This window comes from Streptomyces sp. NPDC031340 (assembly GCF_055569945.1).
Genome location: NZ_JBVIIE010000043.1, coordinates 9,317 through 23,229, shown reverse-complemented (window position 1 = coordinate 23,229; position 13,913 = coordinate 9,317). Strand labels below are relative to the sequence as shown.

Below are 13,913 nucleotides of genomic sequence, written 5' to 3'. Positions count from 1 at the left end.
TTGTCTCAGAGGTTGCCTGGGAGGTGCCTCGGAGGGCGCCTCAGAGGTTGCTGAAGTCCGGTCCCGCGGTCCGCGTGCGCTTGATCTCGTAGAAGCCCGGGATCGAGGCGACCGCGAGCGTGCCGTCCCAGAGCCGGGCGGCCTCCTCGCCCTTGGGCGCGGGGGTGACGACCGGGCCGAAGAAGGCGATCTGCTCGCCGTCGGCGCCGGGCACGGCGATGACCGGGGTGCCCACCTCCTGGCCGACCTTGTCGATGCCCTCCTTGTGGGAGGCGCGCAGCTCCGCCTCGTAGGGGGTGGAGTCCCAGTGGTCCATCAGGGACTCGGGCAGCCCGACGTCCTTCAGCGCGGCGGCGACGGCCGCCTTCTCCGCGCCCTCGCCCTGGTTGTGGATGCGGGTGCCCAGCGCGGTGTAGAGGTCGCCGAGCACCTCGGCGCCGTGCTCCTGCTGCGCCGCGATGACGACGCGGACCGGGCCCCACGCCTTCGTCGCGAGCATCTCGCGGTACTCCTCGGGGAGGTCGTCGAGCTTGTCCTCGTTGAGCACGGCGAGACTCATCACGTGCCAGCGGACGTGGACGTCCCGGACCTTCTCCACCTCCGTCATCCAGCGCGAGGTCATCCAGGCCCAGGGGCACAGCGGATCGAACCAGAAGTCGACGGGAGTCTTGTCCGACATGTCTCTCCTCAGCGGGAAGCCTTTTCCCGGACAACGCCACTGATCGTCCGCGCCATTCCCGGATGCCCGCGGTCAGCAGCACGTGGCAGGATCGGTCCTGTCCAGCCCTGCCCAGGATCTTGAGGGAGTGCCGCCCGTGCCCGGTGAGAATCTGTCCCGCGACGAGGCCCGGGAGCGGGCCGCCCTGCTGGCCGTCGACGGGTACGAGGTGTCCCTCGACCTGCGCTCCGCCGTCGGCGCCGCGGACGACGGGCCGCGCACCTTCCGCTCCGTCACGACGATCCGCTTCCGCTGCAACGAGCCGGGCGCGTCCAGTTTCGCCGACCTGGTGGCGCCGCGGGTGACCGCCGTCTCGCTCAACGGCCGCGACCTCGACCCGGGCGCCGTCTTCGACGGCTCGCGGATCCTGCTGGAGGACCTGGCCGCCGACAACGAGCTGGTCGTCGACGCGCAGTGCGCCTACTCCCGCACCGGTGAGGGCATGCACCGCTTCGTCGACCCGGAGGACGACGAGGTCTACCTGTACACGCAGTACGAACCGGCCGACTCCCGGCGGGTGTTCGCGAACTTCGAGCAGCCGGACCTCAAGGCGCCGTTCCGCTTCGAGGTGCGCGCGCCCGAGGGCTGGACGGTGTGGAGCAACGGCGTCGGCGAACTCGCCGGCGGCGTCTGGAGGTTCGCCGAGACCAAGCCGATCTCGACGTACATCACCTGCGTGGTGGCCGGCCCGTACCACTACGTGACCGACGCCTACGAGCGCACCCTCCCCGACGGCAGCACGCTGCGGATCCCGCTGGGCGCCATGTGCCGCAAGGGCCTGGCGCCCCACTTCGACGCCGACGACGTCTTCCTGGTCACCAAGCAGGGCCTGGACTTCTTCCACGAGCGCTTCGACTACCCGTACCCGTTCGGGAAGTACGACCAGGCGTTCGTGCCCGAGTACAACCTCGGCGCGATGGAGAACCCGGGGCTGGTGACCTTCCGGGAGGAGTTCATCTTCCGCGGGAAGGTGACCCGGGCGTCGTACGAGGGCCGGGCGAACGTGGTGCTGCACGAGATGGCGCACATGTGGTTCGGCGACCTGGTCACCATGGAGTGGTGGGACGACCTGTGGCTGAAGGAGTCCTTCGCCGACTTCATGGGCGCGTTCTCGCTGGTCGGCGCCACCCGCTTCACCGACGGCTGGATCACCTTCGCCAACCGCCGCAAGGCGTGGGCCTACCGCGCCGACCAGCTGCCGTCCACGCACCCGATCACGGCCGACATCCGCGACCTTCAGGACGCCAAGCTGAACTTCGACGGCATCACGTACGCCAAGGGCGCCAGCGTCCTGAAGCAGCTGGTGGCGTACGTCGGCCAGGACGCGTTCCTGGAGGGCGCCCGGCGCTACTTCAAGCGGCACGCGTACGGCAACACGCGCCTGGGCGACCTGCTGTCGGTGCTGGAGGAGACCAGCGGCCGGGACATGGGCGCGTGGGCGCGGGCGTGGCTGCAGACGGCCGGCGTCAACTCGCTGACCCCGCGGGTGCTGCTGAGCACCGACGGCCGGGTGGAGGAGCTGGCGGTGGAGCAGGAGGCCGCCGAGTCGCAGCCGGAGCTGCGGCCGCACCGGGTGGCGGTGGGCCTGTACCGGCGTGAGGACGACCGTCTGGTGCGGTACGCGCGCGCCGAGGCGGACGTCGACGGCGCGCGGACGGTCGTCACGGAGCTGGCCGGCGCCCAGGCGCCGGATCTGGTGCTGGTCAACGACGACGACCTGACGTACTGCAAGATCCGCTTCGACGGGATGTCGCTGGACACCCTGCGGGAGCACCTGGGCGCGGTGACCGACCCGCTGGCGCGGGCGCTGTGCTGGTCCGCGCTGTGGAACATGACCCGCGACGCGCTGCTGCCGGCCCGGGACTTCGTCGGCCTGGTGCTGCGGTTCGCGGGCCGCGAGTCCGACATCGGCGTGCTGCAGATGCTGCACGCGTGGGCGACGTCGTCGCTGGTCCACTACGTCACGCCGGAATGGCGGCCGACGGGCGAGCGGCTGCTCGCCGAGGGGGCGCTCCGGGAGCTGCGGGCCGCCGAGCCGGGCAGCGAGCACCAGCTGGCGTGGGCGCGGTTCTTCGCGACGACGGCGTCGGCGCCGGACGACCTGCGGCTGCTGCGGGACCTGCTGGACGGCGCGGAGAAGGTCGAGGGCCTGGAGGTCGACCAGGAGCTGCGGTGGGCGTTCCTGGAGCCGCTCGCCGCGCACGGGGCGGCGGACGAGTCGGTGCTGGCGGCCGAGCTGGCCCGCGACGACACGGCGTCCGGCAAGCGGCACCAGGTTCGCTGCCTGGCCGCCCGCCCGTCGGCGGCGGTGAAGGCGCAGGCGTGGGCGCAGGTGGTGGAGTCCGACGCGCTGTCCAACGCCCTGGTGGAGGCGACGATCGCGGGGTTCGCCCAGCCGTCGCAGCGGGAGCTGCTCGCACCGTACGCGGCGAAGTACTTCGAGGCGATCGAGCGGGTGTGGAGCGAGCGGTCGATCCAGATCGGCATGAGCGTCGTCCAGGGCCTGTTCCCGGCCTTGCAGGACTCGCAGGCGACGCTGGAGGCGACGGACGCGTGGCTCGCCGCCCACGAGCAGGCCGCTCCGGCCCTGCGACGGCTGGTGCTGGAGGCGCGGGACGACCTGGCGCGCGGGCTGCGCGGACAGGCGTGCGACGCGGCCGCGGGCTGACCGTCGCAGGTCTGCGGCGCGGCCGCCGGCTGACCGCCGTAGGTCGCGGTCGCGGGCCGACCGTCGTAGGTCTGCGGCACGGTCGCGGGCCGACCGTCCCGGGTTCGCGGCCCGGTCGCGGCCGGTCCGCGACCGTTACGGAATCCGGGCAACAGTAGCCGTAACCCCTGGTCCCACCCGAACGGACCAGGGGTTTTCCTTTGTCTTCGGCATCCGAACATCCGTCCTTTAGCGCTACCTTGTCCGCATTTGTCGACGAGCGTGTAACAGCGGTTAGCGGGCCATCGGGTGGGGGGAATGGCGGGAGCATGAACCACAACACCCCCCGCACTCCCCTTTCCGCCCGTCCCCTCCCCGAGGTGAGCCGCCGCGTGCTGACGTCGGCGCAGTTGCGCTCGCTCGGTGTGTCGCCCGTGGAGACGAACGAGCGCTGCCGTCCCGGCGGCCCCTGGCAGCAGATCCTGCCGGGCGTCTTCCTGCTGCACCCGGGTCCGGCGACCAGCGAGGAGCGGCTGCACGCGGTGCTGAGGTACGCGGCGCGCGAACCTGACGCCGCGTCGCCCGGACAGCCGGCCACCGCGGTGCCGGCGCAGCCGGGAGCCGCTGTGCAGGTACAGCCGGGATCCGCGATGCCGGTACGGCCGGCCGCCGGGCGGTCGCACCGGCCCGCGCAGCCGGACGCCGCGGCTTCCGGGCAGCCGGGCGCCGCCGTGCCGGTGCAGCCGGGCGCCGGGCAGTCACACCGGCCGGTGTACCCGGGCGCGGTGATCACCGGCCTGGCCGCCCTGGCGCTGCACGGCTTCGCCGCCGCGCCCTCGCTGCTGGCGCTGGAGAAGATCGACGTCCTGGTCCCCCGGCTGCGCAGGCTGCGGTCGGCCGGCTGCGCGCGGATCGTCCGCACGTCCGCGCTGCCGGCCGCCCGCCTGGTGACCGGCGTTCCGGTGGCGCCGGTGCCGCGCGCCCTGGCGGACGCGGTGGCCCGGCTGACGGACCCGGGCCGGGTGCGCAGGCTGCTGACCGAGGCGGTGCGCGACGGCCACTGCGAACCGGCCGCCGTCGTCCGGGAGCTGGACCGGGCGAAGCTGCTGGACCGGCCGCACGTGCTGGACGCGGTGGACTCCCTGCTGGCCGAGAGCCGGGCGGTCGCGGAGGACCGCCTGTACCGGATGGTGCGCGAGTACGGCCTGCCCGAGCCGGTGTGGAACGTCGAACTGCGCCTGCCGGGCGGACCGCACCTGGGCGGCCTCGACGCCTACTGGCCGCGGGAGGCCGTGGCGGTGGAGCTCGACACCCGCGCCCCGCGCCACGACGAGGACGCGCCCTGGTCGGAGTACGTCCGCAAGCGCGAGCACCTGGAGCGCCTGGGCATCACGGTCGTCCACGTCACGCCCAGAAAGCTGCGGGACGCCATGCGGCAGCAGGCGGCGATCGTCCGTACGGCGCTGATGGCCGCCTCGGACCGGGAGCCACCCGCGCACGTCGTGGTGGAGCCCCGTTAGGCCGTGGTGGCCGGATCGTCCACGCGCGGGGGCCGCCGGCGCCTCCCGGCACAGGCCCCCGCGTGTGGACGCGTGCGCGCGTTTCAGGCCTTGCGCAGGACCAGTTCGGTGTTGCGGTCGTCCGGGTCGCCGCCCAGCGTCAGGTTGGCGCCCGGGGCGTTGTACGACAGCTCCCGGTACAGGGCGGCCAGGCCCGTCTGGGAGAGGTCGGCGAAGTCCGTGCGGTGCGGGGCGGAGGACTCCACCAGGGTGGTGAACAGGGACAGGGTGCCGTCCTTGTTGTCGGCGATCTCGATGACACGGGCGAGCTGCGGGTGGTCGACGTGGGAGGCGGTGGAGATCTCCCAGAAGGAGCGGCCGTCGGGCGCCGAGTGCGGGGTGATCTCGTTGCGGTGGATGTGGCCGTTGACCCAGGCCAGGACGTTGCGGTGGCTGCCCAGGAGGGCGAGGACCTCCTGACCGCCGTGGCGGCGTTCGCCGGGGCGGGCGGGGTCGGCGACGCCCGTGTTCGTCATCGTCCTGCTGGTGTGGTGGCTGAAGACGACGACGTAGGAGTCCTTGTTGTCGCGCAGCTGCCGGTCCAGCCACTTCAGCTGGGCGCTTCCGACGGACCCTTCGTAGTGGCCGCCCGGGTCGGTGGTGTCGAGGCTGATGCCGACGACGTCGTCGGCGATGCGGAAGGCGTAGTACTGGGTGCCCGCCGCGAGGTTGGCGGTGGAGTAGCCGTGGCCGACCGGGCCGACGCCGCGGTGGGCGGGGTCGAGGTGGGCCTTGAGGTAGTCGGCGGGGGTGTAGGGGGCGCGCCGCTCGTCCGGCGTGACGGAGCGCATGTCGCGGGCGTGGGCCTTGAGCAGGTCGCGGAAGGCGGTGCCCCGGGGGTCCGAACCGTTCTTGATCGCGCTCTTGAGCTTCTTGGCCTCGGCGGCGGGCAGGCTCATCAGCTTCTTCCCGCCGACGGCGTACTCGGCGAGCCAGGAGTCGCCGTGGCCGTAGCAGCCCAGCGGCATCGCGTCATGGTTGCCGACGGTGGAGTACCAGGGCAGGTTGAGGCCGGGGCTGCGGACCTCGCGGACGGCGGCGGCGAGGAAGCCGTCCAGGTGCGGGAAGCCGAGCTGCTTGTCGGCGTCGCGGACGGCGGAGTCGGGCTGCCAGTACTGCTTGAGGCCGCTGTTCTGCACGCCCTCGTAGTGGCGCGGATCGCCGGAGTCCGGGGTGATCCGGCCGCCGCTCATGACCGTCAGGAACCACTCCAGCTCGGACTTGGCGTTGTTGTCGGTGTTGTCGCCGGTGGTCATGGCGAAGTGCAGCGGGGAGCCGGTGACCGGCGCGCCGCGCAGCGAGTTGATCCGCTCCACCAGCGCGATCGCGCCCTGCACGGTGAGCGCCTCCTGCGGGCGCCAGGCGTGCGGGTCGGCGGAGCGCAGGTACTCCAGGCGCATCGGGTGCTGGGTGTCGACCAGGTGCAGGTCGGTGAGCTGTACGAAGGCGGCGAGCGCGGTGCGGCGGCCGGCCCGGCCGGACTTCGGGGCGGCGAGTTCGCCGCGGACGACGCGGGCCCAGCCGGGGCCGTCGCCGAGGCGGCGGTAGCCGGAGCCGGTGCGCGGGGTGGCGACGGAGGCCAGGGTGGTGCCCCTGGTGTAGGGGGCCAGGGGCGCCGCCGGGGCCGTGCGGGACTGGGCCACGACGCGGGTGGCTCCGGTGGTGGCGCTGTTGGTGGCGGCCTGGCTGTCGGTGGGCCGCAGGGCGTGGCCGACGCCCGCGGAGACGGCCGCGGCGCCGGTGACGGCGAGGACGGTACGGCGGTTGACGCCCGGCGTGAGGGCGGCGACAGAGCGTGTGCGCGACATGGCGCGATCTCCCCGGGTGCGAACGCGTCGGCAGGGTCGCGGGCGCTCGCTGTCGCGAACGGCCCGCTCTCCTTGGATGCTTGGCACCGGGAATGGCCTGCGCGTGAACGAGACGGCAACGCGCGACGCCGATCACCGGACGTGGATCTCGGGCCACCCCGCGCGCCCTCGAGCGCTCCCCGGACGGCCGGGAGACGGTCACGCCGTGTTCATCCGCCGGGGTAGCGGACCTCGTCCAGCCGTCCGGTGACCGGCCGCTCCCGCAGCAGCCGCAGTCCCAGGTCGACCATCGGGACCCGGGTCAGGCCGGGCACCTCCTCCAGCGCGTGCCAGGCCGCCATGTCCGTCGAGCCGCCGACCTCGTTGCGCAGTCGCCCGCCGGTGATCCTCGCCTCGTAGAACAGCCGCAGGGCGTGGTGGTCGGCGGTACGCCGGAAGCGGCGCGGGATGCCGCGGCGGAAGGAGTCGACGCCGAGCAGGCCGGTCACCTCGACGTGGTAGCCGGTCTCCTCCTCCACCTCCCGCAGCACGGTGTCGCCGGGATGCTCGCCGTGGTCCATGCCGCCGCCGGGCAGCGTCCACTCCGGCTCACCGTCCGGGTTGATCCAGCGGGCCAGCAGCAGTTGCCCGTCCCGGACGCATATGGCGTAGGCCGCCACCCGCAACGTCTCGCGCACACCGGGACGTTAGCCGCTGCCGCTCGGATCATGCCGGTGTCCCGGCGCGGGGTTCGGCCCACCGGCGAAAGCTTCGCGTCACCACGCCCGTCGGCCCGCAACCGGAACTCCTGGGTGTTTTGCCCGGGTTGAACGTTTCTGACCCCAATAGGTATCGCGGGTTTTCCCCATACATCCATATCGTTTCGGTCAACACTCCCCAAACAAGTGATGGTTGCGTAAAGCTGAGCGATCGTCCGGGATCGCCTTCCGGACTGCCGCGGCCAGGGCCGATCGGCCCGGTCGTACCCAGCTCGTTCCTTTACCTACAAGGGATGCCGATGACCCACACCCCCCAGCGCGATCCGATATCGGGCGCGAGACGCGTGGCCCGCGTCGCCGTGGCCGCAGGTCTCGTCACCGCGCTCTCCGCCGCGGGCCCGATACCCATGGCCTTCTCCGCCGACGGCCCGGCCGCCGCGGCCCCGTCGGACGGCACCGTCAAGTCCGCCGACGCCAAGCTGGGTTCGGACGACGCGGACCTGCTCGCCGCGGCCAAGGCGGCCGGCGACAAGAACGTCACGATGATGATCGCCACAGCGCCCGGAAAGACCGAGCAGGTCGCCGGGGAGCTGGACGCGGTCAAGGGCGGCTCGGTGGGCCGGACCTACGACAAGCTCGGCTACGTCCGCGCCACGGTCCCCACCGCCAAGGCGGACGCGGCCATCGCCGCCGCCGCCAAGCTCTCCTCCGTGCACGGCATCGACCTGCGCGAGGAGATCCCGCTCGACGACCCGAGCGCCACCGGCACCGCCAAGTCGGCCACGACGGCGACCAGTTACCCGGCACCGGACAAGAACACCCCCGCGAAGAACCCGTACAACCCGTCCTTCGAGACGGGCGCCGTCGACTTCGTGCAGGACCACCCGAAGGCGGACGGCCGCGGGGTCACCATCGGCATCCTCGACTCCGGCGTCGACCTCGGCCACCCGGCCCTGCAGAAGACCACCACCGGTGAGCGGAAGATCGTCGACTGGGTGACCGCGACCGACCCGATCGTCGACAGCGACGCCACCTGGCGCCCGATGGTCACCTCGGTGTCCGGCCCGAGCTTCACCTACGGCGGCAAGTCCTGGACGGCACCCGCCGGGTCGTACCAGGTCAGCCTGTTCCGTGAGTCCGCCACCGCGGGCGGCGACGCCAAGGGCGACGCCAACCGGGACGGCGACACCACCGACAGCTGGGGCGTGCTGTACGACGCCGCCGCCGGCACGGTGCGCGTCGACCTCAACAACAACAACGACTTCAGCGACGACACGCCGATGAAGCCGTACAAGGACGGTTTCCAGGTCGGGTACTTCGGCACCGACGACCCGTCCACCGACGTCGTGGAGCGCCAGCCGTTCGTCGTGCAGATCCGCAAGGACGTGCCGATGGACCCCTACGGCGGCGACTGGGTCGGCAAGAAGGCCGACTTCGTCAACATCGGCGTCATCGAGTCCGAGCACGGCACGCACGTCGCCGGCATCACCTCCGCCAACGGCCTGTTCGGCGGCAAGATGAACGGCGCGGCGCCGGGCGCGAAGATCGTCTCCTCCCGCGCCTGCACCTGGAGCGGCGGCTGCACCAACGTCGCGCTCACCGAGGGCATGATCGACCTCGTCGTCAACCGCGGCGTCGACATCGTCAACATGTCGATCGGCGGTCTGCCGGCGCTCAACGACGGCAACAACGCCCGCGCCGAGCTGTACACGCGGCTCATCGACACCTACGGCGTCCAGCTGGTGATCTCGGCCGGCAACTCCGGCCCCGGCGCCAACACCATCGGCGACCCCGGCCTGGCCGACAAGGTGATCTCGGTCGGCGCCGGCATCTCCCGCGCGACCTGGGCCTCCAACTACGGCTCTGGCGTGGAGAAGAAGTACGCCATGATGCCGTTCTCCTCGCGCGGCCCGCGTGAGGACGGCGGCTTCACGCCGACCCTGGTCGCCCCGGGCGCCTCGATCAACACCACCCAGACCTGGCTGCCGGGCTCCCCGGTCGCCGAGGCGGGCTACTCGCTGCCGGCCGGCTACTCGATGCTGCAGGGCACGTCCATGGCGTCCCCGCAGGCCGCCGGTGCGAGCGCGCTGCTGCTGAGCGCCGCCAAGCAGAAGGGCATCGACCTGACGCCCGCCACTCTGCGCACCGCGCTGACCTCGACGGCCCACCACATCAAGGGCGTCCAGGCCTACGAGGAGGGTGCCGGCCGCATCGACATCATCGACGCCTGGGACGCCATCAGGGACGGCGCCACCGCGCACGACTACACCGTCAAGGCGCCCGTCGACACCGCGATCGACCAGTTCCTGAAGACGCCGGGCTACGGCACGGGCCTGTACGACCGCGAGGGCGGCCTGAAGGCGGGCCAGAAGAAGACGTACGACGTCACCGTCACCCGCACCTCCGGCCCCGACCGGGCCGTCCGGCACGAGCTGAACCTCGCCAACAACGCCGGTGACACCTTCCGGATCGTCGGCTCCGACGAGGTGAAGCTGCCGCTGAACCAGCCGGTCACCGTCAAGGTGCAGGCCGCGCCGCGGTCCGCGGGCATCAAGAGCGCGATCCTCGAGGTCGACGACCCGAGGACCGAGGGCACCGACGAGCAGATCCTCACCACGGTCGTCGTCTCCGCGCCGGTGGCGTACACCTTCTCCGCCGCCGACACCGTGCAGCGCAACAGCTCGCAGTCGTACTTCGTGACCGTGCCCGAGGGCGCCAAGTCCCTCGAGGTCGCGATCGGCGGGCTGAAGGACAAGAGCCAGACCCGGTTCATCGCGATCCACCCGTACGGCACGCCGGTCGACACCACCTCGACGCCGTTCTGCTACAATAACTACCTCGACGGCAACGGCTGCAGGCCCGACGTGCGCGCGTACGCCGACCCGCAGCCCGGCGTCTGGGAGATCGAGGTCGAGTCGCGCCGCACCTCGCCGCTGCTCGACAACCCCTACAAGCTCGACGTCGCCGTCTACGGCGCGGCCTTCGACCCGGAGACCGTGACCGTGCCCGAGGCCCAGGTCGGCACCCCGGCCGCCGTCTCCTGGAAGGTGACGAACCAGCTCGCCGCCCTCGACGGCAAGCTGGTCGGCGGCCCGCTCGGCTCGTCCAAGAACGCCCGCCCGACGATCGCGGAGGGCGAGACCCGGACCACCACGGTCGAGGTCCCCGAGGGCGCCAAGTCCCTGGACGTGGCGATCGGCAACGTCTCGGACGCGGCGGCCGACCTCGACCTCACCGTGAAGGACTCCGCAGGCAAGGTCGTCGGCCAGTCAGCCGACGGCGACTCGGAGGAGGCGGTCTCGATCGCCTCGCCCGCAGCCGGTACGTACACGATCGAGGTCGCGGGCTACTCCGTCCCGTCCGGCTCGACCGAGTACAACTACCAGGACGTGTTCTTCTCCTCCGCGCTCGGCACCGTCACCGTCGGTGACCCGGCCGCGGTACAGCTCGGCACGGGCGCCTCGGCGACCGTCTCCGCGAACGTCACCGCCGCGGCGGCCGCTCCGGAGGGCCGCGAGTTCTTCGGCCAGGTGCAGCTGGTGAACGCGAACGGCACGGTCGCCGGCCTCGGCAACGTGGCGATCGAGAAGGTCACGCAGTAGCACCATCGAGTACGGCCATGGGGGCGGGCGTCCGTACGGGCGCCCGCCCCTTCGTCGTGTGCGCGGTCATCCGGCGCCGTCGCACTCGAGTCCGCGGGCTTCCGGCAGGGCCCGCTCGACGCGCTGGCGCCCTTCCTCCAGGGCGTCGCGGACGGTCCCGGTACGGCCCTCGCCGTAGGGCGGATCGCCCGCGCGGTAGGTGTCGGGTCCCTCCCCGGGCAGGCTCGACACCAGGACGAGCATCCGCACCCCGGTCCGGTAGTAGGACGGGACGTTCGCCCCCTCGTCTGTGAAGGCCAGCCGCCGTTCACCGCTCGCCGGTTTGTACCAGCGGTCCACGTCCAGGACGATCCGGTACCGGTGGTCGCCGCCCATGGGCTCGACCCGTTCCACCGTGCCCTCGACGACATGGGCGGAGCAGGCGATGAGCCCCGGGTAGGTGAGCGAGGCGGCGGACCCGCCGTCCACGGCCCCGTTGTGCGCCACTAGGTACGCCGTGCCCGTGCCCAGCAGCGCGGCGGCCGCGCACGCCGCGAGGGCGAGCAGGCTCCGGCGCCCGGGCCGTCGCCCGCGCACCGGAACGGGCTCCGCCCGTCCGGGGGCCTTCCGGGCGAGCCCGTCCCCCATCCACCGCAGCTGTTCCCGCACGGCGGCCATGTCGCGTTCCGCGGCCGCGTACCGGTCCGCCGGGTCCCCGTCCGATGCGGGTGAGGGCTCACCCAGCAGAACCGCCATCAGCTCGTCGTCCTTCTCCACCCTCATACCGCCTCTTCGACGTGCAGCCGCTCGCGCAGGAGCCGCGCCGCCGCGTACAGCCTGCTCTTGACCGTGCCCAGGGGAATGCCGAGTTGCTCGGCGATCTGCGGCACCGAGAGATCCGCGTAATAACGCAGGACCAGCACCTGCCGCTGTGTGGCGGGCAGGGCGTCGAGCCCCTCGGCGACGGCCAGGGCCCGCAGGCTGTTCTCCGTGCTGTCCGGCGCCCGCTCCTCCGGTGCGCTCAGCAGGGTGAGCCGCGCGCTGACGCGCTCCTGCCGGTTGCGGGTGCGGTGCCAGTCCACGGCGAGGTTCGAAGCCACCACCGCGGCCCAGGCCCCCACGTCCCGCGGCGGGTCCTCGCCCCGCGCCCGGCGTTCCAGCAGCCGCAGCCGGACCTGCTGGAGCCCGTCCTGGAGATCGTCCTGCGGGACCCCGCCGAGAGCGAGGACGGCGCGGACCCGATCGGCCTGCGCCGCGTCCAACGGGTCCGCGTCCGCCTCCGCCTTCGCACGCCGCGGTCTCCTGATCGGCAACGGTGTCTCCCTCGTCGTGTTTCCCCTATGACGTGGGAGCCGCACCGATCGTTCGAAGGCCGGTCACCCGCAGGCGATCTCCCGCGACGCGGGCAGCGCGCGGGTGAGAGCGGGGCGTTCGCGGGCGATGACCTGCTCGCCGACGAGCACCTGGTCCGCGGTGGCCGAGTGCTGCGGGAGGGCCACCAGGACGTGGTCGCCCTTGTGGAGGCCCTTGGGCACCACGCCCTCGTCGAGCAGGAAGGTGATCTCCGGCTTCCCCTTCGCCGGCTTGTACGAGCGGTTCACGTGCAGGACGATCCGCTCCTGGCCGGTGCCCGCGGGGAGCTGCTCCACGCCGGTGACCCGGCCCTCGGCGACCACGCGGGCGCAGGCGAGGTAGCCGGGGTCGGCGAGGGTGGAGCCGGCTTCGGAGGCGGCCTTGTCGGCGCTTCCGCCCCGGGCATCCGAGCTCGCGCCTGTCCCGCCCTGCGCGACCAGCCAGCCCAGGCCGGACAGCACGGTCGCGACGGCCGCCGCGGCCAGCGCGCCGAAGGCGAGCGCGCGCACCCGGCGCCGGGTGCGTGGCCGCCGTACGGGTGCGGGCGCGCGGATTGCGGCGGGCGCGGGGACCTCGGCGGGCGCCGGGGGCTCGGCCAGTGCGTCACCGATCAGGCGGAGCTGTTCGCGCAGCAGCGTCACGTCCGCTTCCGCCCTGCGGTGGTCGGCCAGGAAGGCGGCGTCCGCGCGGGCGTCGTCGGGCAGGTCCTCGCCGGTGATCGCGGCCATCAGGGCGTCGACGCCGGCGTAGCCGCCGGAGTCGTCGTGTCCGTCGTGGCTGTCGTGTTCGGCGGGCATGTCACACCACCTCGTCCTCGTGCAGGCGGGCGCGCAGGGCCCGGACCGCCGTGTGCAGCCGGCTCTTGACCGTGCCCTCCGGGACGCCGAGCTCGTCGGCGATCGAGCGGACCGGCAGGTCGGCGTAGAAGCGCAGGACGAGAACCTGGCGCTGGGCGTCGGGCAGTTCGTCCAGGCCTCGGGCCACGGCGAGGGAGAGCACCCGGGTGTCCTCGCCGGAGGGGTGTTCCGGCTGGCGCAGGGCGGCGAGCCGCTCGCCGAGCCGCTCCTGGCGGCGTTTGGCCCGGTGCCAGTCCATGGCCAGGTTGGAGGCGACGACGGCCGCCCACGCGGACACGTCGCGCGGCGCCTCCTTGCCGCTCGCGGCCCGCTCCAGCAGCCGCAGCCGGACCTGCTGCACCCCGTCCGGCAGGTCCGTCTGCGGCACTCCGCCCAGCGCGAGCACCGCCCGCACCCGGCGTTCCAGCGCCGCGTCCAGGGGATCGTCGTCCTCCTGGGCCCGGCGGGCCTTTCCGCGCAGCACAAGCCACCCCCTCACCGCGTTTCCTCTACGACGCCGGAGCGCGCGGAAACGTTCGGTGCGGTGCCCGGAATTTCTCCGGCCGTCTCCACCGAGTCCCCTCCACGCCGACGGGGGCAGGGGGGGGGGGGGGGGTGGCATCTGCGGCGGGGGGGGAGGCGGCGCATGGCGGGGGGGGGGGGTGGGGGGGGGGAGCCGGGGGGAGGAACCAAGCCGTTCGCCCTTCCTTCTC

At 72.8% G+C, this 13,913-nt stretch carries 10 protein-coding genes; 3 read left to right on the top strand and 7 right to left on the bottom strand.

What is annotated here, in order from left to right; translation table 11 throughout:
• Positions 1-40: 40 nt before the first annotated feature.
• A complete protein-coding gene (locus tag ACZ5GT_RS28605) occupies positions 41-679 on the bottom strand; it encodes a mycothiol-dependent nitroreductase Rv2466c family protein (protein WP_469031803.1) in 639 nt (212 codons plus the stop codon).
• Positions 680-815: 136 nt separating this feature from the next.
• Between ACZ5GT_RS28605 and pepN the strand changes: the two genes are divergently transcribed.
• Together pepN and ACZ5GT_RS28595 are read left to right on the top strand one after the other, a co-directional pair.
• The gene (gene pepN / locus ACZ5GT_RS28600) at positions 816-3,386 is read left to right on the top strand and encodes an aminopeptidase N (RefSeq protein ID WP_469031802.1); all 2,571 of its coding nucleotides are present in this window, start codon (positions 816-818) and stop codon (positions 3,384-3,386) included.
• Positions 3,387-3,694: 308 nt separating this feature from the next.
• Positions 3,695-4,885, top strand: a complete 1,191-nt coding sequence (locus tag ACZ5GT_RS28595; protein ID WP_469031801.1) for a hypothetical protein — start codon at positions 3,695-3,697, stop codon at positions 4,883-4,885.
• 83 nt (positions 4,886-4,968) lie between these two features.
• On the opposite strand, the gene ACZ5GT_RS28590 is transcribed toward ACZ5GT_RS28595, so the two are convergent.
• Both ACZ5GT_RS28590 and ACZ5GT_RS28585 read right to left on the bottom strand, forming a co-directional pair.
• Positions 4,969-6,732 carry a TIGR03767 family metallophosphoesterase gene (locus ACZ5GT_RS28590; RefSeq protein ID WP_469031800.1) on the bottom strand — a complete coding sequence of 588 codons (1,764 nt, stop codon included), beginning with the start codon at positions 6,730-6,732 and terminating at the stop codon, positions 4,969-4,971.
• A 209-nt stretch (positions 6,733-6,941) separates the two neighbouring features.
• A complete protein-coding gene (locus tag ACZ5GT_RS28585; RefSeq protein WP_469031799.1) occupies positions 6,942-7,409 on the bottom strand; it encodes an NUDIX hydrolase in 468 nt (155 codons plus the stop codon).
• A 320-nt stretch (positions 7,410-7,729) separates the two neighbouring features.
• On the opposite strand from ACZ5GT_RS28585, the gene ACZ5GT_RS28580 reads away from it, so the two are divergent.
• On the top strand, positions 7,730-11,032 hold the full coding sequence (locus tag ACZ5GT_RS28580) for a S8 family serine peptidase (protein WP_469031798.1): 3,303 nt from the start codon (positions 7,730-7,732) through the stop codon (positions 11,030-11,032).
• Between the two features lie 66 nt (positions 11,033-11,098).
• On the opposite strand, the gene ACZ5GT_RS28575 is transcribed toward ACZ5GT_RS28580, so the two are convergent.
• From ACZ5GT_RS28575 to ACZ5GT_RS28560, 4 genes are all read right to left on the bottom strand, one after another.
• Positions 11,099-11,794: a hypothetical protein gene (locus ACZ5GT_RS28575; protein ID WP_469031797.1), complete on the bottom strand. Its 696-nt coding sequence runs from the start codon at positions 11,792-11,794 to the stop codon at positions 11,099-11,101.
• The gene (locus tag ACZ5GT_RS28570) at positions 11,791-12,324 is read right to left on the bottom strand and encodes an RNA polymerase sigma factor (RefSeq protein ID WP_469031796.1); all 534 of its coding nucleotides are present in this window, start codon (positions 12,322-12,324) and stop codon (positions 11,791-11,793) included. The genes ACZ5GT_RS28575 and ACZ5GT_RS28570 overlap by 4 nt, the downstream gene beginning before the upstream one ends.
• A gap of 63 nt (positions 12,325-12,387) precedes the next feature.
• Entirely contained in the window at positions 12,388-13,161 is a 774-nt protein-coding gene (locus ACZ5GT_RS28565) for a hypothetical protein (RefSeq protein WP_469031795.1), read from the bottom strand.
• 1 nt (position 13,162) lies between these two features.
• Positions 13,163-13,684, bottom strand: coding sequence for an RNA polymerase sigma factor (locus tag ACZ5GT_RS28560; protein ID WP_469031842.1), 522 nt, complete (start codon positions 13,682-13,684; stop codon positions 13,163-13,165).
• Between the last annotated feature and the right edge of the window lie 229 nt (positions 13,685-13,913).

Coding starts and splice junctions, on each gene's coding strand:
- ACZ5GT_RS28605 (WP_469031803.1), bottom strand. CDS start 679: ATGTCGGACAAGACTCCCGTCGACTTCTGGTTCGATCCGCTGTGCCCC.
- ACZ5GT_RS28595 (WP_469031801.1), top strand. CDS start 3,695: ATGAACCACAACACCCCCCGCACTCCCCTTTCCGCCCGTCCCCTCCCC.
- ACZ5GT_RS28590 (WP_469031800.1), bottom strand. CDS start 6,732: ATGTCGCGCACACGCTCTGTCGCCGCCCTCACGCCGGGCGTCAACCGC.
- ACZ5GT_RS28580 (WP_469031798.1), top strand. CDS start 7,730: ATGACCCACACCCCCCAGCGCGATCCGATATCGGGCGCGAGACGCGTG.
- ACZ5GT_RS28575 (WP_469031797.1), bottom strand. CDS start 11,794: ATGAGGGTGGAGAAGGACGACGAGCTGATGGCGGTTCTGCTGGGTGAG.
- ACZ5GT_RS28565 (WP_469031795.1), bottom strand. CDS start 13,161: ATGCCCGCCGAACACGACAGCCACGACGGACACGACGACTCCGGCGGC.